This window comes from Actinoplanes sp. NPDC048796 (assembly GCF_040650035.1).
In the GTDB taxonomy this organism is placed as follows: domain Bacteria; phylum Actinomycetota; class Actinomycetes; order Mycobacteriales; family Micromonosporaceae; genus Actinoplanes.
On the sequence record NZ_JBEZGO010000001.1, the window covers coordinates 414167 to 431420 of the forward strand.

Annotated in this window: 14 protein-coding genes; 7 read left to right on the forward strand and 7 right to left on the reverse strand. The window is 72.1% G+C overall.

The genetic code is table 11. The features are described 5' to 3' along the window. Positions 1-43: 43 nt before the first annotated feature. Positions 44-1270 (reverse strand): ROK family transcriptional regulator, encoded by a 1227-nt coding sequence (locus AB0C26_RS02030; RefSeq protein ID WP_360240026.1) that lies wholly within the window; start codon positions 1268-1270, stop codon positions 44-46. A gap of 73 nt (positions 1271-1343) precedes the next feature. Between AB0C26_RS02030 and AB0C26_RS02035 the strand changes: the two genes are divergently transcribed. Further along, positions 1344-2171 carry a class I SAM-dependent methyltransferase gene (locus tag AB0C26_RS02035; RefSeq protein ID WP_360240029.1) on the forward strand — a complete coding sequence of 276 codons (828 nt, stop codon included), beginning with the start codon at positions 1344-1346 and terminating at the stop codon, positions 2169-2171. Between the two features lie 56 nt (positions 2172-2227). Then, on the forward strand, positions 2228-2437 hold the full coding sequence (locus tag AB0C26_RS02040; protein ID WP_360240031.1) for a hypothetical protein: 210 nt from the start codon (positions 2228-2230) through the stop codon (positions 2435-2437). On the opposite strand, the gene AB0C26_RS02045 is transcribed toward AB0C26_RS02040, so the two are convergent. The 3 genes from AB0C26_RS02045 to AB0C26_RS02055 all read right to left on the reverse strand — a co-directional run bounded on the left by AB0C26_RS02045 (position 2427) and on the right by AB0C26_RS02055 (position 5236). Further along, on the reverse strand, positions 2427-2972 hold the full coding sequence (locus tag AB0C26_RS02045; RefSeq protein ID WP_360240034.1) for a hypothetical protein: 546 nt from the start codon (positions 2970-2972) through the stop codon (positions 2427-2429). The two genes, AB0C26_RS02040 and AB0C26_RS02045, sit on opposite strands and share 11 nt — an antisense overlap. Before the next feature lie 9 nt (positions 2973-2981). Beyond that, entirely contained in the window at positions 2982-3731 is a 750-nt protein-coding gene (locus tag AB0C26_RS02050; RefSeq protein ID WP_360240037.1) for a hypothetical protein, read from the reverse strand. 116 nt (positions 3732-3847) lie between these two features. Further along, positions 3848-5236, reverse strand: a complete 1389-nt coding sequence (locus AB0C26_RS02055) for a PLP-dependent aminotransferase family protein (RefSeq protein ID WP_360240040.1) — start codon at positions 5234-5236, stop codon at positions 3848-3850. On the opposite strand from AB0C26_RS02055, the gene AB0C26_RS02060 reads away from it, so the two are divergent. From AB0C26_RS02060 to AB0C26_RS02070, 3 genes are all read left to right on the forward strand, one after another. Continuing rightward, positions 5235-6185 (forward strand): DMT family transporter, encoded by a 951-nt coding sequence (locus tag AB0C26_RS02060; protein WP_360240043.1) that lies wholly within the window; start codon positions 5235-5237, stop codon positions 6183-6185. The genes AB0C26_RS02055 and AB0C26_RS02060 overlap by 2 nt on opposite strands. A gap of 240 nt (positions 6186-6425) precedes the next feature. Further along, positions 6426-6848 carry a hypothetical protein gene (locus tag AB0C26_RS02065; protein ID WP_360240046.1) on the forward strand — a complete coding sequence of 141 codons (423 nt, stop codon included), beginning with the start codon at positions 6426-6428 and terminating at the stop codon, positions 6846-6848. Between the two features lie 819 nt (positions 6849-7667). After that, positions 7668-8021 (forward strand): DUF2203 domain-containing protein, encoded by a 354-nt coding sequence (locus AB0C26_RS02070; RefSeq protein ID WP_360240049.1) that lies wholly within the window; start codon positions 7668-7670, stop codon positions 8019-8021. Here the strand turns inward: AB0C26_RS02070 and AB0C26_RS02075 are convergent. The 3 genes from AB0C26_RS02075 to AB0C26_RS02085 form a co-directional block, all read right to left on the reverse strand. Next, positions 8018-10537, reverse strand: a complete 2520-nt coding sequence (locus AB0C26_RS02075; RefSeq protein ID WP_360240052.1) for a DNA topoisomerase IV subunit A — start codon at positions 10535-10537, stop codon at positions 8018-8020. The two genes, AB0C26_RS02070 and AB0C26_RS02075, sit on opposite strands and share 4 nt — an antisense overlap. A gap of 14 nt (positions 10538-10551) precedes the next feature. Further along, the gene (locus AB0C26_RS02080) at positions 10552-12603 is read right to left on the reverse strand and encodes a DNA topoisomerase IV subunit B (protein ID WP_360240055.1); all 2052 of its coding nucleotides are present in this window, start codon (positions 12601-12603) and stop codon (positions 10552-10554) included. Positions 12604-12743: 140 nt separating this feature from the next. After that, positions 12744-13346 carry an adenylate/guanylate cyclase domain-containing protein gene (locus AB0C26_RS02085; RefSeq protein ID WP_360240058.1) on the reverse strand — a complete coding sequence of 201 codons (603 nt, stop codon included), beginning with the start codon at positions 13344-13346 and terminating at the stop codon, positions 12744-12746. Between the two features lie 177 nt (positions 13347-13523). Between AB0C26_RS02085 and AB0C26_RS02090 the strand changes: the two genes are divergently transcribed. Together AB0C26_RS02090 and AB0C26_RS02095 are read left to right on the forward strand one after the other, a co-directional pair. Then, positions 13524-16304 carry an AAA family ATPase gene (locus AB0C26_RS02090; RefSeq protein ID WP_360240061.1) on the forward strand — a complete coding sequence of 927 codons (2781 nt, stop codon included), beginning with the start codon at positions 13524-13526 and terminating at the stop codon, positions 16302-16304. A gap of 157 nt (positions 16305-16461) precedes the next feature. Further along, complete coding sequence (locus tag AB0C26_RS02095; protein ID WP_360240064.1) at positions 16462-17238, forward strand: DUF5995 family protein; 777 nt, start codon at positions 16462-16464, stop codon at positions 17236-17238. Positions 17239-17254 lie beyond the last annotated feature (16 nt).

The window sequence follows — 17254 nt, forward strand, 5'->3', positions numbered from 1 at the left end:
GTGGGGCCCGGCCGATCCCTTTCGGACCGGCCGGGCCCGCAGGTCAGCCTCTCGCCCGCTGCCTCGGGGCGAAGGACAGGACCGGCTCGGCCGGTGGCTCGGGGAGGCCGCCGTCGGCCAGCAGCCGTGCGATCGGCAGGGTGGCGGCGCCCATGGCCACGGCGTCGCGGCCGAGTTGGCAGACGTCGATGCTGGTGGACGCGTACGGGCGGCGCAGCGCGTGCCGGGCGGCGGCGCGGCGGATCTCGGGCAGGAAGCGGTCGGCGAACGCCGTTCCGGTCTCTCCGCCGACGGCGATGCGCTCGGGGCTGAACAGGTTGATCAGGTCGGCCAGGCCGGCGCCCAGGTAGCCGGCGGTCTGCTCGAACACCTCGATCGCGGCCGGCTCCAGATCGTCGCGCGCGAGCGTTTCCGGCAGCAGCTCCGGCGTGTGCTCCACCCCGAGGGCCGCGGCCAGCCGGGCGCCGATCCGGTCGGCTCCGATGTACGCCTCGAGGCAGCCGCGCGCGCCGCAGCGGCACTGCTCACCGTCGTACATCAAGGTGGTGTGTCCCCACTCGCCGGCGTTGCTGTTCGCGCCGCGGTAGGAGCGCCCGTCCATGACGACGGCCGCGCCCACCCCCGTACCGATCATGATGATGACCGCGTGCCGCGCCCCGCGGCCGGCGCCGAACCACATCTCGGCCTGGCCGTGGGTCTTGGCGCCGTTCTCCACGAAGACCGGGACCCCGGTTCCGGCCCGCAGCATCGCGCCCAGCGGCACCGCGTCCCAGCCGGTCGACTGCGAGTCGACGACCCCGTCGTCCACCTCGACCACGCCGGGCACGCCCACCCCGAAGCCGAGCACGTCCTTCACCGCCACCCCGGCCTCCGCCACGACCGTGGCCAGGCCTTCCAGGAGCCTTGCGGCAACCTGGGCGGGGTCGTCGTCGTGCTCGAGGGTGGCCGCGGCCAGCCGTGACATCGACAGGTCGTACAGCTCGACCAGCACCCGGGTCTCGGCCACGTCGGCGCCCACCACGTACCGGAAGCCGGGCCGCACCCGCAGCAGCACGCGCGGGCGGCCGCCGTCCGAGCCGACCAGGCCGGCCTCCTCGACGAGACCTTCCTCGATCATCTCGCCGATCAGGTTGCTGACGCTGGCCTGGCTCAGCGCCGTGGTGGCGGCGAGCTGCTGGCGGCTCTGCATGCCGCCGCGGAACAGGTCGGTCAGCAGACTCGCCCGGTTCGCCCGGCGTACGTCCCGGACGGTCGCCCGCCTGCTCTCCATGACATGACATTCAACGCCATCACCGCGCGAAAACGTAAGGCGCGGGTCGAGGGCGTCGGCATATCGTGCCCGAGTGACCGACTACCGTGAAGTGAACCGGGCCAACTGGGACGAGCGGGCGCCCGCCCACGCCGCCTCCCCCGGCTACAACGCCCACCGGCTCCGCGACGATCCGGCGTTCCTGAGCGACACCGTCCGCTTCGACCGGCCGCTGCTCGGCGACGTGTCCGGGCTGCGCGGCGTACACCTGCAATGCCACATCGGCACCGACACCGTGTCGCTCAGCCGCCTGGGCGCCACGATGACCGGCCTCGACTTCTCGCCGAAGTCGCTGGAGCAGGCCCGCCGGATCGCCGCCGACGCCAAGGCCGACATCCGGTTCGTCCAGGCCGACGTCTACGACGCGGTCGAGGCGGTGGGCGACGGCTACGACCTCGTCTACACCGGAGTCGGCGCGCTGTGCTGGCTGCCCGACATCCGCCGCTGGGCCCGCACGGTCGCGGCCCTCCTGCGTCCCGGCGGGCGCCTGTTCATCCGCGAGGGCCATCCCGTGCTGTGGGCGCTCGACTACGAGCGCGACGACGACCTGCTCGTGCTGACCGAGCCCTATTTCGAGACGGCCGCGCCGCAGATCTACGACGAGCCGGGGACGTACGTCGAGACGGACACCGCGTTCACCCACAGCGTCACCCACGAGTGGAACCACGGCCTGGGCGAGATCGTGACGGCCCTGCTCGAGGCCGGGATGACCATCACCGGGCTGGTCGAGCACACCAGCGTTCCGTGGCACGCTCTCGAGCGCACGATGGTGGACATCGGCGACGGTGAGTTCCAGTTGCGCGACAAACCGAACCGGCTGCCGCACACGTACACCCTCCAAGCGGTCCGCACTCCCGTTTAGAGATCAAAGCCTTCGGGGTACGTCGGCGGTCATCCCCACAGACTCAGGAGGCCCCGATGCGCTTCGGAACGATAGGCGGGCTGATCGTCATTCTCTGGCTCGTTCTGGGCGGCGTGGCCGCCTACGAGCGCGGCTACTTCAAGGACACCGGCGACACGAGCTGTGCCGAGTTCGGCACGATCGTCGTCACCGTGGCGGCCGGGCCGCTCAACTGGCTGGGCGTCAACCCGAAGATCAAGTGCGACGTCCCCGAGCCTAGTAAGTAGGCCCTTTGGTCAATCCCCCGAGCCACGGTCCATCGAGCACACCGGCGTCGATCTCGACGCCGGTGATCGCTTTCAGGGCCAGCGCCGCACACTGGCTCGGCGTCCACTTCTCATCCAGTTCACGGGTCCAGGCGTCGTCGAAGCGGCCCCACGTCCGCAGGCTCACCGCGCTCATCCCGCCGACCACGTCGCCGTCCTCGGCCACCGACAGCTGGATTTTGTTGGGGTCGCGGTGGATCGTGCAGGCCCGCCCGGCCTCGGACAGCTCGCCGAGCATGTCCGGGTCGGCGCCGATCCAGCCGAGCGTGCCCTCCACCTGAAGCACCAGCGATCCCTCACCCGCGCTCCGGGCCAGCAGCATGACCTCGGGCAGTCGTCGCGGGATCCGCCGGCTGGCCCGGGTGAGCCCGTCCGGCGCCTCGGCCACGTCCCGCACGCCCATCATGTCGAGCGTCAGGGCCGGGGCCAGCACTGTCACGGTGACGCACCAGCCCTCGCCGAGATGCCGGGTCAGATCGAAGGGCTCGGCCGTCATCGGCCCAAACTATTCGTGCGGCAGCAGGTAGCGCCAGGTCACGCTGACCACACGGTCGTCCGGCAGCCGGTACGAACGCCAGTCCCACACGTCCTTGCGCGGCAGCGCGCGGAGCACGGCCCGAGCCTGACGACCGCGGACGTCCCGATTGCTCCACCACGCGTCCTTTCCGAACGCGGGCGGCGTGACACCGTCCGGCCACGGCCGGGTCTCGGCGGCCGGGCCGCCACCGGCCAGTATCGCGACCAGCCGGACGGCGTCCGGCCGGAAGACGGTGCCGCGCTTGCGGACCCGCGCCTTGCACGCCATGAGGTCGTCGTAGAGGCCGTACGTCGCGGCCGCGTAACCGTGGTGCTCGCGGTAGGCGGTGAACGCGTACGCGTCGAGCCTCAGCGTCCGCCCTCGCGACCGGGCCTCGAAGTGGCTGGTCGGCGCGTCCGCGATCTGCGGATCGCCCGGCCCGAGCAGCAGCTTGCCGTTGGCCGGGTCACGCAGCACCCGCACCGAGTGCCGCAGCAGGGCGTCGGTCTCACTCGGCCGCAGCCGCAGCCGCCGCTCCGCGTCGACGATCGCCGCGCCGTCTCGATAGACGACCAGCTGCGGCGGCCGGATCTGGTCGTAGCCGGCCGGCACGAAGCCGCCGCCTTCCGAGTAGAGGACAACCGGCTCATTGCCGTACGCCGCCTCGGCCACCCCACCCGGAACCAGCACACCGGCGGCGATCAGAGCCGCCCCGGCCAGCAGTTGTCTGCGCTCCATTACCTTCCCCCGTCCGATAGCCACTCCCCCGATAAACGCACATATCGGACAGCGGCAACGGCTGGGGTTCCGGTTTCGGACCGAACGGCGCCCGGTCCTGCCCGTCCGGCGGAGCCTCAGGCCATCGCGTGCGACAGGCGGCGTACGGCCTCGTCCATCTCCTCGGCCGGGGCGGCGGCGTAGGTCAGGCGCAGGTACGGCCCCGGCGGCTCCGCCGCATACCACGGGCGGCCCGGGAAGACGGTCACTCCGGAGGCGGCGGCCGCCGCCGTCGTGGCGATGTCGTCGGCGCCGTCCGGGAGGGCCACCCACAGATGCAGGCCGCCGCGCGGCAGGGCCGGCGGCACCATGCCGGGCAGGTGCCGGTGAAGCGCGCTCACCAGAGCGGACCGCCTCGCCGCGAGCGCCGTCCGCAAGCCGCGCCGATGCCGGGCCCACGACGGCGCGGTGACCAGCTCCACTGTGGCCTGTTGCAGCGGGCCGGCCACGAAGAAGTCGTCCAGCAGCCGGGCCGCCCGCAGCCGGGCGGCGGCCGGCCCGCGCGCGCCGATCGCGGCCACCCGCAGCCCCGGAGCGGCCGACTTGGTCAGCGAGCGCACGTAGACCACATGGCCGTCCGAGTCGTCGGCCACCAGCGGCCGCGGCGGCTCGCCGTCGATGGTCAGGTCGCGGGCGTAGTCGTCCTCGATCAGGAACGCTCCGGCGTCGCGGACGGCCGCGGCGACCTCGGGCCGGCGGTCGGCCGACAGGGTGGCGCCGGTCGGGTTGGCGTACAGCGGCTGGCAATAGAACAGCCGCGCTCCGGTGCGGGCGAAGGCGGCGGCCAGGTGCTCCGGCCGCACACCGGAAGGGTCCGCGGGAACCGGAACCACCCGGAGCCCGCGAGCGCGGGCGGCGGCCAGCGCGCCGAGATAGGTCGGCGACTCGACCAGCACAGTGTCGCCGGGCGAGGCCAGCGCGCGGAAGGCGGTCGACAGCGCGGCCTGACCGCCCGGGCAGATCACCATGTCGGCCGCGCGCAGACCGCCACCGGCCTGCCGGGCGAACCAGTCGCGCAGGTCCTCGCGTCCCTCGACCGGCCCGCGCTGCCAGCTCGCGGGCTGCCGGGCCGCCCGGGCCAGCGCCGCCCCGAGGGCCGCGGTCGGCTGCAGATCGGCGTCGAGATAACCGCCGGTCAGCGGAATCGCCCCAGCCGGCGGTAACGCCAGTAACGCCTGCATCTCGCTCTCACCGGACGGCCGTGGCCCGAGGGCGACCGTCTGCCAGGACAGATCGGGCTTTTCGCGGTACGCGGGGTGGGCCGCCACGAAGGTGCCCCGCCCCGACCTCGTCTCGACCACGCCTTCCGCCACCAGGCGCCGAATCGCCTCGGCCACCGTCACGGGAGACGCCTGATGCCGGGCGGTCAGCGCACGCACCGACGGCAGCCGCGCGCCGGCCGCCATCCCCCGCACCCGCCCCCGCAGATCTTGGATAACACGGTCGGCTGCGTTACCGTCATTCATGAAAGATGAGAGTAGCGCTACTGGCCCCGGTTCGATAACAGCGGGCTTCGCGCTGGGCGCCCTGGGAGTGCTGGCCTTCAGCCTGTCGCTGCCCATGACCCGGGTCGCCGTGCAGCAGATCGACCCGTGGTTCGTCGCCTTCGGCCGGGCCGTGGGCGCCGCCGCCCTCGCCGGCGCCTACCTGCTCGCGACGCGGGCCCCGCGCCCGGCCCGCGACCAGTGGCGCCGGCTGTCGATCGTGGCGCTCGGCGTGGTCGTGGGGTTCCCCCTGTTCACGTCGCTGGCCCTGACCACGCAGACCTCGGCCCACGGCGCCGTCGTCATCACCGTGCTGCCCGCGATGACGGCGGTCTTCGCCGTGCTGCGCGCCGGCGAACGCCCACCCCTGGCCTTCTGGGCCGCGAGCTCGGCCGGTCTGCTGGCCGTGATCGCCTTCCTGGTCACCACGGGCGCCGTCAGCGGCGCCCTCAACCCCGCCGATCTGTTCCTGCTGGCGGCGGTCATCCTCTGCGGTCTGGGGTACGCCGAGGGCGGCGCCCTCGCCCGCAGCCTGGGCGGCGCCCGGACGATCTGCTGGGCCCTGCTGCTCTCGCTGCCGGTCACCATCCCGGTGACGATCGTCGCCGCCGCGGCCACTCCCCCGCACGCCGACTTCGGCGCCTGGTCGTCCTTCGCCTACCTGACCGCGGTCTCGATGTTCCTGGGCTTCTTCGCCTGGTACGCCGGCCTGGCCCGCGGCGGCATAGCCCGAGTCGGCCAGATCCAGCTGGCCCAGCCGGTACTCACCCTGGCCTGGTCGGCCCTGCTCCTGGGCGAATCGGTCAGCCCCGCGTCGCTAGCCGCCGCGGCCGTCGTCCTGGCCTGCGTCTTCCTGACCCAGCGAACCCGTCGACAGCGCCCGTCGAGCGAGCCGGGAAAGGCGGCCATCGCCCAGTCACAACTAACCTGAACGGCAAAACTTTGCGGAGGAACGTCGCGTGCGCCTGGGACAGATTTACGGGTCCCGGCCGGATCTCCCGCCGCCCGGACTGGCGCGGCCCGCCCGAGGCCGCTCCGGCGGGCCGAAGGCCATCGAGTGGGTCGGCCGTCCCGGCGTCGAACTGCTGGGACTGACCGAGTACGTCGTGTACGAAGAGGCCGGTCTCCGTCGTTTCCCCGGGGTACCGACGGGGCCGTCCGGTGGGCGGAGGTGCGGCCGGAGCTGGTCATCGAGTCGGCCGAGGCAAGCGTCGCGGGCGTCGAGGCGGCCCTGCTCGAGAACGGCGGCGGGGTCGTGATCGCGTGGGGCAGCCTCGCGCTTCCCGGTGTCCGCCTCGACGCCGGAATCGCCCTCGCGGCGGTTCCGGCGATGGTCACGAGGTCACCCGAGTTCTGGATCTACTGGCCCGGCCGTCGGCTGCTGCTGGAGAACTCGTTCGACGGCTCGCTGCACCTGGCCCGGGTTCCCCAGACCGCCGGCGGCCGGCGAGCCTCCACTCCCCACGCGGGACAGCCCGGCGGCGGACCGCCGGGGTCCCCACCCACCCAGCCGCCTGCCGCGGCCGGAGCTCCCTCCCTGCTTCTGGGTGCCGGGCGTCCGCGTACCGCCGAAAATGTCGGACCCCCTCGGTAGCGTTCGCTCCTGTCCCGTCGCCCGCGCAGGTGCAGACCTTCGCGGCGCTCGAGCGCGAGTGGCTCACGCTGAACGCGGGCCGCCCCCACAACGCCGCCGCAGCGCCCGCCCCTGACCGCCGGCTGCGCTGTGCGTCGCGGCCGGGCGAACTTGCGGCACCGCGTTCCGGCTCCACGGCCCGGCGAACTTGCGGCACCGCGTTCCGGCTCCACGGCCCGGGCGAACTTGCGGCACTGCGTTCCGGCTCCACGGCCCGGGCGAACTTGCGGCACCGCGTTCCGGTTCCGCGGCCCGGCGAACTTGCGGCACCGCGTTCGGCGGCTCCGCGGCCTGGCGGGCGTGTGGCCCGTTGGACTTGCGGCGCTGCGATCCGGCGCTCTGAAGTTCGGCACTGCCGTGGTCCCCTGCCACAACCGGCTGCGCCTCTGTGGGCCTGCGATGCTGCGCCGCCGTGGTCGTGCCGCCGCGGTCCGGCGATGCTGCGCCACTGTGGTCGCGCCGCCGCGGTCCGGCGATGCTGCGCCACTGTGGTCGCGCCGCCGCGGTCCGGCGATGCTGCGCCACTGCGGTTCCCGCTCCGCCGTCGGGTGGCGGGCGCTGCCGGCCGCGGGGCGCTGCGGCGAACGGGACGACGCCCGGGTGACCCGGTCCGGGCCGTGGGCGGTGGAAGTGGGTGGCCGGAAGCGGGGTGGGTCGGAGGCCCTTCGGTCAGGGCCTCGGTGAAGGCGGCGAATCCCGGCGCGGCGACGATGAGAGCGAGCGCGGTTCCGGTGAGAACCGCTGCGGGGAGGTGGCGGTCGATGAGACATGCTTGTCGCCATGGGCCTGTTCACCTTGGCCGAGGCGCGCGCGGAACTCGACCGCCTGCGGCCCGTCCTCGACGAGATCGTTACTGTGCGCGCGGACGCGGCTGAGGTCGGCGCCGTGGTCAACGCCGGCGGCCGGGGGCTGCCGGAGTGGAAGGCGGCCACCGCGCGCCTCGACGACCTGATGACCGAGATCCAGCAGACCGGGGCCGTACTCAAGAGCCTGGCCCCGCTGCTGGTCGATTTTCCGTCCGACCTCGACGGCGTGCCGGTCGACCTGTGCTGGCTGGAGGGCGAAACCGAGATCGCCTGGTATCACCGCGGTGATCTCGGTTTCGCCGCTCGGAGGCGCCTGCCGGTGGGCTAGCCTCGCTCGATCAAGTGGCCGATGATCTGCGGCCCCATCAGGACCGCCTCGCCCGAGCCGTCGCGGCGCGCGTCCGGCTCCGGCAGCTCGATCGGATCGCCCGTCTTGCTCGCGCCGACCGGGCGCGGGCCGACCCAGGCCACGGTCAGGCTCGTCTCGCCCTTGAGGAAACGCTGCACCCGTACGCCGCCGGTTGCCCGGCCCTTGCCCGGGTACGACGCGAACGGCGAGACCTTCACCTGAGTGCCGGTCGACGTCACGACCATCGGCTCGCCGTGGGCGTCGTCGGTGGTCGACACCGCGTTGAAGCCGATCACCTCGGCCCCCGACGACAGCGAGATGCCGGCCATGCCGCCGCCCTTGAGGCCCTGCGGCCGGACGTTCTTGGCCTGGAACTTCAGCAGCGACGCGTCCGAGGTGACGAACGTCAGCCACACGGCCGGGTCGGTGATCCACGTGGCCTGCAGGATCTCGTCGCCCTCCTTGAGGGTCATCACCTCGAACTCGTCGGAGCGCACCGGCCACTCGGGGGCGGCCACCTTGACCACGCCCTGCCGGGTGCCCATGGCGATGCCCAGACCCTCGCCCACCAGCGGCGCCAGGCCGACCACCCGCTCGCCCTTCTCCAGCGGGACCAGCTCGGACGCCGACACCCCGCCCCGCAGGGAGACCGTACCGATCTGCTCCGGCAGCACCGGCAGGGGCAGCACGTCGGTCTTGAAGGCCCGGCCCCGGCTCGTGATCAGCAGGATCCGCCCGCGTGCGGTCGAGTGCACCACCGCCCGTACGGCGTCGTGTTTGACCCGGCCCGAACGCCGGCGCCCCTCGGCGGCCTCCTCGCTCTCGGCCGCGGTCCGCGCGATCAGGCCGGTGGCCGACAGGATCACCTGGCACGGGTCGTCGGCGACCTCGAGCGGGCCGGCCGGCACCGAGGCGGCCAGCACCTCCTTGAGGTCACCGCCGATCAGCGTGGTGCGCCGGGGCGCGCCGAACGAGCTGGTCACCTCGGCCAGCTCGTCCGAGACGACCTGCTTGAGCACGTCCTCGTTGTCGAGGATGCGGGACAGCTCGGCGATCTCGGCGCGCAGTTTCTCCTGCTCGGTCTCGAGCTCGATCCGGTCGAAACGGGTGAGCCGCCGCAGCGGGGTGTCCAGGATGTACGTGGCCTGGATGTCGGAGAGCGAGAACTCGCTCATCAGCGACGCCTTGGCCGACGCGGCGTCGTCGCTGCCACGGATGATGGCCACCACCCGGTCGATGTCGATCAGGGCGATGAGCAGGCCGTCGACCAGGTGGAGCCGGTCCTGGCGCTTGGTCCGGCGGTACGTCGTCCGCCGGGTGACCACGTCGTAGCGGTGCTGCACGAAGACCTCGAGCAGCGCCTTGAGGCCCAGCGTCTGCGGCTGGCCGTCGACCAGCACCAGGTTGTTGATGCCGAACGACGTCTCCAGCGGGGTGAGCCGGTAGAGGTCGGCCAGCAGGGCCTGCGGGTTGACGCCGACCTTGCACTCGATGACCAGCCGGGTGCCGTGCTCGCGGTCGGTCAGGTCCTTGACGTCGGCGATGCCCTGGAGCCGGGCCGCCTGACGCTGGCCGCGCTTGGGACCCGAGGTGATCATCTTGCCCTTCACCTCGTCGGTGATGGCCTCGATGATCTTTTCGGTGCCGACGCCGTACGGCAACTCGGTGACCGTGATGGCCTGCCGGCCCCGGCCGCCCTCGAGCAGCCCGGTCTGCGCCTTGGCCCGCATGCGCACCACGCCGCGGCCCGTCTCGTACGCCCGCCGCACCTCGTCGAGCCCGAGCAGCTGACCGCCGGTGGGCAGGTCGGGCCCGGGCACGAAGCGCATCAGCTCGTCGAGATCGGCGTCCGGGTGGGTGATCAGGTGACGCGCGGCCCCGACGACCTCGCCCAGGTTGTGCGGGATCATGTTCGTGGCCATGCCGACCGCGATGCCCGACGTACCGTTCACCAGCAGGTTGGGGAACGCGGCGGGCAGCACCTTGGGTTCGACGTCGCTGCCGTCGTACGTCGGCTTGAAGTCGACAGTGCCCTCGCCGATCTCCCCGACCAGCAGCATCGCCTCACGCGACATGCGGGCCTCGGTGTACCGCGACGCGGCCGGGCCGTCGTCGGGCGAGCCGAAGTTGCCGTGCCCGTCGATCAGCGGCGCGTTGAGCGAGAAGTCCTGCGCGAGCCGGACCAGGGCGTCGTAGATGGCGACGTCGCCGTGCGGGTGGTACTTACCCATGACGTCGCCGACCACGCGAGCGGACTTGACGTACCCGCGGTCGGGGCGGTGGCCCTGCTCGGACATCGACCAGAGAATGCGCCGGTGTACGGGCTTGAGACCGTCCCGCGCGTCCGGCAGCGCCCGCGAGTGGATGACCGAGTAGGCGTACTCCAGGTAGGAGTCCTCGACCTCGGTCGTGAGCGGGTTGTCGATGACGCGGGCGCCGGCCTGGTCGAACGCGGACAGGTCGACGCGGTTGTCGGTGTTCTTACGGCGTGCCATTGTGACAGAGCCTCTCAGGCGTCGATCGTCTCTTGGTCGATGCGGCCCGCCGCCTCGATCAGCCAGTTCTTGCGGGGCTCGACCCGCTCGCCCATCAGCAGCTCGAGGGTGGCCTCGGCCCGCTCGGCGTCGTCGAGCGTGATGCGCCGGACGGTGCGGGTGGCCGGGTTCATCGTGGTGTCCCACAGCTCGTCGGCGTCCATCTCGCCGAGGCCCTTGAACCGGCTGACCGGCTTGTGCACCGACCCGCCGCCCCGCTCGATGCGGGCGACCGTCGTGTCCATCTCCTGCTGCGTGTACGTGAAGATCGTCTCGGAGTTGCGCCCCTTGGTGACGACCTTGTGCAGCGGCGGCATCGCGGCGTACAGCCGGCCCTGCTCGATCACCGGGCGCATGTACTTCGCGAACAGGGTGATCAGCAGCGTCCGGATGTGCGAGCCGTCGACGTCGGCGTCCGCCATGATCATGACGCGGCCGTACCGCATCGCGCTCATCTCGAAGGTGCGCCCCGAGCCGGCCCCCAGCACCTGCACGATCGCCGAGCACTCGGCGTTGTCGAGCACCTGCTGCAGCGACGCCTTCTGCACGTTCAGGATCTTGCCGCGGATCGGCAGCAGCGCCTGGTACTCGGAGCTGCGGGCCATCCGGGCCGTACCGAGCGCGCTGTCACCCTCGACGATGTAGAGCTCGCTGCGGGCGATGCCGGTGGCCCGGCAGTCGACCAGCTTGGGCGGCATCGACGCGCCCTCGAGCGCGGTCTTGCGGCGGGCCGCGTCCTTCTGCTGTTTCTGGGTCAGCCGGACCCGGGCCGCGTCGACGATCTTCTGCAGGACCGTCCGGGCCTCGGCCTTGGTCTTGCGGTCCTCGATCCAGCCCTTGAGGTGGGCCTCGACCAGGCCCTGGAGCACCCGGGTGACGCCGGCGGTGGAGAGCTCGTCCTTGGTCTGCGAGGTGAACTGCGGCTCGGGCACGCGCACATGGATGACCGCCGTCATGCCCTCGAGGATGTCGTCGAGGACCGGCACCTCCTCCTTGGGCTTGAGCAGCCCGCGGGTGTTGCGGATCGCCTCGCCGAGCGCGCGGACCAGGGCCCGCTCGAAGCCCTTGCGGTGGGTGCCGCCGTGCACGTTGCGGATCGTGTTGGTGAAGCTCTCGACCGTACGGTCGTAGCCCGTGCCCCACCTGAAGGCGATCTCCACCTCGGCCCGGCGCACGACGTTGGACTGCATGACGCCGTTCGCGTCGGCGGCGTTCTCCTTGTACGTCCCCTCGCCGTTGACCAGGAGCATGCCCGAGACCGGCTTGTCGCCCGAGTGGGTGAGGAACTCGACCATGTCGGTGAGCCCGCGCGGGAAGTGGAACGTCTCGGTGGTCGGTTCCTCGCCGGTCTCGTCGCGCAACGTGTACATCACGCCGGGGACGAGGAACGCCGTGTTGCGCAGCTTGGCCCGGACCACGTCGGCGTCGAGCTTGGCCCCGGCCTCGAAGTAGCGGGCGTCGTACCAGTACCGGGTGGTCGTGCCGCTGGGCTCGCCGCGTTTCATCCGCCGGACGATGCGCAGGCCCGACTCGGGGTGGAACTTGGCCTGCGGGCCGGGGCCGTCGAACGAGCCGGGCACACCGCGCTGGAACGAGATCTCGTGGACCTTGCCGTCGCGCTTGACCTGCACGTCGTAGCGGAGCGAGAGCGCGTTCACCGCGGACGCGCCGACGCCGTGCAGGCCGCCGGAGGTCTTGTAGCCGGCGCCGCCGAACTTGCCGCCGGCGTGCAGCCGGGTCAGCACCAGCTCGACGCCGTTGAGCCCGGACTTGGCGTTGACGTCGGTCGGGATGCCCCGGCCGTCGTCCTCCACCTGCACCGAGCCGTCGGCGTAAAGCGTGACGGCCACCTTGGTGGCATGGCCGGCCACGCCCTCGTCCGTGCAGTTGTCGATGATCTCGTTGGCGAGGTGGTTGACGCCCCGGCTGTCGGTGGAGCCGATATACATGCCCGGACGCTTCCGGACGGCGTCAAGCCCCTCCAGGTGCGTGAGGTCATCGGCCCCGTACAGGATCTCCGCGGTCACGAGGTGGCACTCCCGATCGGCCTTGGTGGGTGGTCAGGTCGCGGCGAGCCTACCGGGAGCCTCTGACACTTCCCGCCAACCGAGCCGGTACCGGCCCACCGAAGAACCGGACGATACCGACAAAGGTAACGCGGGGTGACCTACGCCACGCAGAGCGCCCCCTGCGGCTCCAGCGCCCGGAACAAGTCCAGAGGGTACGGCTTGCCCGCCACCCGTACCGGAGGCAGCTCCTGGTAGGCGATGAGTTCGTCGGACGCCTCCCGGGTCGACGCGCACACCACCACCGTGTCGTGCGGCGCGTACGCCTGCAACCGGGCGGCCGTGGCCACCACACTGCCGCTGATCATGCCGTGCCCGAAGTCGCGGGTCGCCGCGACGTCCACGATCACGTCGCCGGTGGCGATGCCCACCCGCGTCCGTACAGCGAACCTGCCGGCCAGGAGCTGCCCCCTCAACGCCTCCTGGACCGACAGGCCCACCCGTACCGCCGAGGCGGCCGCCTCCGGGCCGAACCCGGTCTCGTCGGTGCCGAACACCGCCATGACCGCGTCCCCCACGTACTTCTCCACCACTCCTCCGCCGGAGCGGACCACTTCACTGACGATCCCGAAGTAGTCGCGCTGCAACGCACGGACCACCGCGCAGTCCAGGTCGTCGATCAACGAGGTGAAGCCCACGATGTCGATGAAGAGGACGGACACGGTTTGACGCCGCTCCTGCTCCGCCATAGCGATTGCGGTCATGTCTCACGCTCCCCCAGTTCCTTGCTGTGCCCCGGGAGAACGGTGCCAGCCGCCGTCCACCCGGCGGATCTGCTGAACGACGTATCTCTGACACTTCAAGACCCCGTCGCTTATGTGACGCAGAACAGACCGAACCGCCGACAACGTGCTAGGTCGATTCGCACTAGGCTGCCCTGCATGGCCAGCGAGGAGGACGGGCCGCTTGTCGGGCGTACCGGCACGCTGACCCAGATCCAGTCCGATCTGCGCAACGCGGGACCGGGTGGCACCTCCGCGGTGTTCCTCACCGGGGAGAGCGGGGTCGGCAAGAGCCGGCTGCTGCGCGAGACCGCCGCCGCGATGCGCGACGCGGACTTCGCCGTGCTGTCCGGAACCTGTCTCGACATCGGTGACGCCTCCCCGTTGCACCCGGTTCTTCAGGCCCTGCGGCAGTTCGACCACAATGTCCAGCCCGCCGACGCCGGCGACCTGCTCGACCGGGTGTCCCAGGCGCTGCGCGAGGTGGCCGGTGGCCGCCGGCTGCTGCTGGTCCTCGACGATCTCCAGTGGGCCGACCGCAGCACCCGTCAGCTGCTGCTCTACCTGCTCGCCGGCCTCGGCGACGTGCCGCTGGCCGTGCTGGCCGCCGTCCGGGCCGAGGCCATGCACGGCGCCCACCCGCTGCGCAAGGTCCTGGCCGAGCTGCGCCGCCTGCGGTCCGTACGCGTCGTCGACCTGGCCCCCCTCGACCGCGAGCAGACGGTCGAGCTGGTGTCCGCGATCGCCGGTGGCCGGGTCGACCCCGAGGACGCCGAGCGGGTGTACAAGCGCAGCGGCGGTAACCCGTTCGTGGCCGAGGAACTGGCCCGTGACCTGCGCGACGGCCGCGTCGAGCTCTCCGACACGCTGCGCGAGATCTTCCTGTCCCGCGTCGACGAGCTGCCCCCGGCGGCCTATTCGGTGGTCCGCGCGATAGCGGCCGGCGTCGAGCCGGTGGGCCACCAGGTGCTGGCCCGGATCGTGCCGCTGCCCGAGGACCAGCTCATCGAGGCGGTCCGGGCCGCCGTGGCCCACCGCTTCGTGATCAGCCAGCAGGACGGCTATCGCCTGCGCCACCGCCTGGTCTCCGAGATCCTGGCCGGCGAGGTGCTGCCGGCCGAGGCCACCGCCCTGCACCGCCGGTACGCCGAGGCCCTGGAGTCGGGCGACACCGCCCCCGACCACGCCCGCCTGGCCCACCACTGGCAGCGCGCCGGCGAACCGGCCCGGGCCCTGCCCTCGGTGGTGGCCGCGGCCCGCGACGCCGAGGCCCTCTACGGCTTCACCGAGGCCCATCGCTACTGGTCGACCGCGCTCGATCTGACCACCGGCGACGCGCCCGAGCGCACCGAGCTGCTGGCCCACGCGGCCGAGTCGGCCCACCGCTGCGGCGAGCACCAGCGCGCCCTGGCCCGCCTCGACGACCTGGCCGCCCGGGCCGACGCGCCCAGCGCCTGCGACCTGCACCTGCGCCGCGCCCGCTACCTGACCGCGGCCGGCCGCTCGGCGCCGGCCGAGGCCGAGTACGTGCTCGCGCTCGAGGCGCCCGACTGCGACCCGGCCCGGCGCGCCTCGGCCGCCGCCCACCTGGCCGAGCTGCTGGTCCACCTGGGCCGCTACGCCGACGCCAACGTGCGCGCCCGCGAGGCCCTCGAGATGGCCGGCGCCGACAGCGCCGACCTGGTCCGGGCCAGCGCCGCCCTCGGTTACAGCGCCGCCTTCCGGGAGGACCCGGCGGCCGGGTTGGCCGTGCTGCGGCAGGCGGTCGAGATCGCCGAGCGCAGCGGCCACCCCGACGAGATCGGCGTGGCCTACCTGCACCTGGCCGAGCTGCTGGCCGGCCCGCTCAACAGCATCGAGGAAGGTGTGCTGGTCGCCCGCCGCGGCGCCGAGAAGGCCAGCCGGACGTACGCGTCGCGCCTGCTCGCGATCGCCGCCAACGGCCTGTTCCGGGTCGGTCAGTGGGCCGAGGCGGACGCCGTTCTGGACACGGCGATGCGGCACCGCCCGTCCGGGGCCGAGGCGGTCGAGCTGCTGCTGTCCCGCTGCCGCCTCTGGGTCGGTTTCGGCGACGCCGAGCAGGCCGACCGCGACCTCGACGCGGTCGCCACCCTGCTGGCCGGCGGTGGCGCCCGGCACGTGCTGCCCATGCTGACCCTGCGCGCCGGCAACGCGATGTGGCTGGCCCGCTGGCCCGAGGCCCGCGCCGCCGTGCAGCGCGGCCTGCTCGAGACCCGCTCCGACGACCTGGTCCTGATCGGCATCCTGGCCTGGCACGGCCTGCGGGCCGAGGCCGAGGCGCACGCGGCCGGCGACCCGGTCGACCCGCTGGCCCTGCGCCGGCTCAAGGCGTCGGTCAACCGCATGGCGGCCGGGGTCACGAACGCCGCCGTGCAGGTCAGGGCCGTCGTCGACGCGTACATCGACCTCTGCAACGCCGAGATCAGCCGGGTCGAGGGCCGCCCCGATCCGACGCCCTGGGCCCGTGCGGCCGGCGCCTGGGACAAGCGCCAGCAGCCCTACCCGGCCGCGTACGCCCGGCTGCGCCAGGCCGAGGCCATCCTCCAGCGCAAGGTCAAGCGGGCCACGGCGGTCACGCCGCTGCGCGAGGCGTACGCGACGGCGATCGCGATGGGTGCCCGCCCGTTCGCGGCCGAGATCGTCTCGGTGGCGCAGCGCTACCGGGTGGCCCTGGCCGACGACGCGGACACGGTGCCGATGGCCCCGCCCGAGCCCGACACCGGCGATGAGCTGGGCGCTCTCACCCAGCGCGAGCGTGAGGTGCTGGCCGCGCTGGCCGAGGGCCTGACCAACCGTGAGATCGGTGAGCGGCTGTTCATCAGCGAGCGCACGGTCGGCGTGCACGTCGGGCACATCTTCGACAAGCTTCAGGTGCGTACGCGCGTACAGGCAAGCCGGGTCTTTCTGACCGCGGCGTGACCTGTTCGTTATAAACGTCGCGCGAATAGGTAGTTCTACAGATCCCTACGTAGGTAGCCGGTGAAAGGCTGTCCGCACGGGGGAGCACCATCCCGGTGGCCACCGCCACCGGGATGGTGCTGGGGGCCCTCCGCCGAGAATCGCCGTGGAGGAACCGATGACACAGTCGGTCTGGGGACCCATGCAGCGGGAGATGACCGATCTCCTGCAGGGATACCCCGACGACGTGCCCGCCGTTGTCGACCAGCTGACGAAGCTGCAGGACATCTTGACGCGGGTGCCCCCGTTGCTGCTGGAGAACCCGCTCTGTGACTTCAACAAGCTGTATCTGACGATCACCGAGGGCGTTCTCGAGAAGCTCTACGACGGCGAGTTCAAGGATCCGGCGTTCCTGTCCCGGCTGGACGTCGAGTTCGCGGCACGCTACTTCGACGCGCTACGCGCCTGGGCCGGCGCCGACCTGAGCCCACGCTGCCCGCAGGTGTGGTCCAGCCTGTTCGCGCGCATCCCCGGCCCGGACTGCCGTCCGCTGCCGTCGGCCTGCGCCGGGGTGAACGCGCACATCAACTACGACCTGCCGTTCGCGCTGGTCACGACGTTCGACCACATCGGCACCGAGCCGGTCGACGACAGCGACCAACACCACGACTACCTGGTCATCAACGAGATCTTCGCCGACTCGATCCCCGGCCTGCGCCGCGGCTATCTCGAGAAATGGCAGCTGCTGATCGACATGATGAACGGCTGCCTGGACGACTGGTGGCAGGGCGAGGCGGTGGAATACACCCGGAATGTCGCTTGGCGCAACGCCCAGAAGCTGTGGGGACTGCGCAACGACATGGGCGCCCTCGACAAGGAACGAGCCGGCCTCGACCGCGTCGCCACCGACCTCAACCGGCTGCTGCTCTCCCCGCTGGGCGCTTTCCTCCAATAAACCCAATTCCCCGTAC

Bases quoted from the DNA above. Each gene is read 5' to 3' on its own strand.
- AB0C26_RS02030 (WP_360240026.1), bottom strand. From the start codon at position 1,270: ATGGAGAGCAGGCGGGCGACCGTCCGGGACGTACGCCGGGCGAACCGG.
- AB0C26_RS02040 (WP_360240031.1), top strand. From the start codon at position 2,228: ATGCGCTTCGGAACGATAGGCGGGCTGATCGTCATTCTCTGGCTCGTT.
- AB0C26_RS02045 (WP_360240034.1), bottom strand. From the start codon at position 2,972: ATGACGGCCGAGCCCTTCGATCTGACCCGGCATCTCGGCGAGGGCTGG.
- AB0C26_RS02050 (WP_360240037.1), bottom strand. From the start codon at position 3,731: ATGGAGCGCAGACAACTGCTGGCCGGGGCGGCTCTGATCGCCGCCGGT.
- AB0C26_RS02060 (WP_360240043.1), top strand. From the start codon at position 5,235: ATGAAAGATGAGAGTAGCGCTACTGGCCCCGGTTCGATAACAGCGGGC.
- AB0C26_RS02055 (WP_360240040.1), bottom strand. From the start codon at position 5,236: ATGAATGACGGTAACGCAGCCGACCGTGTTATCCAAGATCTGCGGGGG.
- AB0C26_RS02070 (WP_360240049.1), top strand. From the start codon at position 7,668: ATGGGCCTGTTCACCTTGGCCGAGGCGCGCGCGGAACTCGACCGCCTG.
- AB0C26_RS02075 (WP_360240052.1), bottom strand. From the start codon at position 10,537: ATGGCACGCCGTAAGAACACCGACAACCGCGTCGACCTGTCCGCGTTC.
- AB0C26_RS02085 (WP_360240058.1), bottom strand. From the start codon at position 13,346: ATGACCGCAATCGCTATGGCGGAGCAGGAGCGGCGTCAAACCGTGTCC.
- AB0C26_RS02090 (WP_360240061.1), top strand. From the start codon at position 13,524: ATGGCCAGCGAGGAGGACGGGCCGCTTGTCGGGCGTACCGGCACGCTG.
- AB0C26_RS02095 (WP_360240064.1), top strand. From the start codon at position 16,462: ATGACACAGTCGGTCTGGGGACCCATGCAGCGGGAGATGACCGATCTC.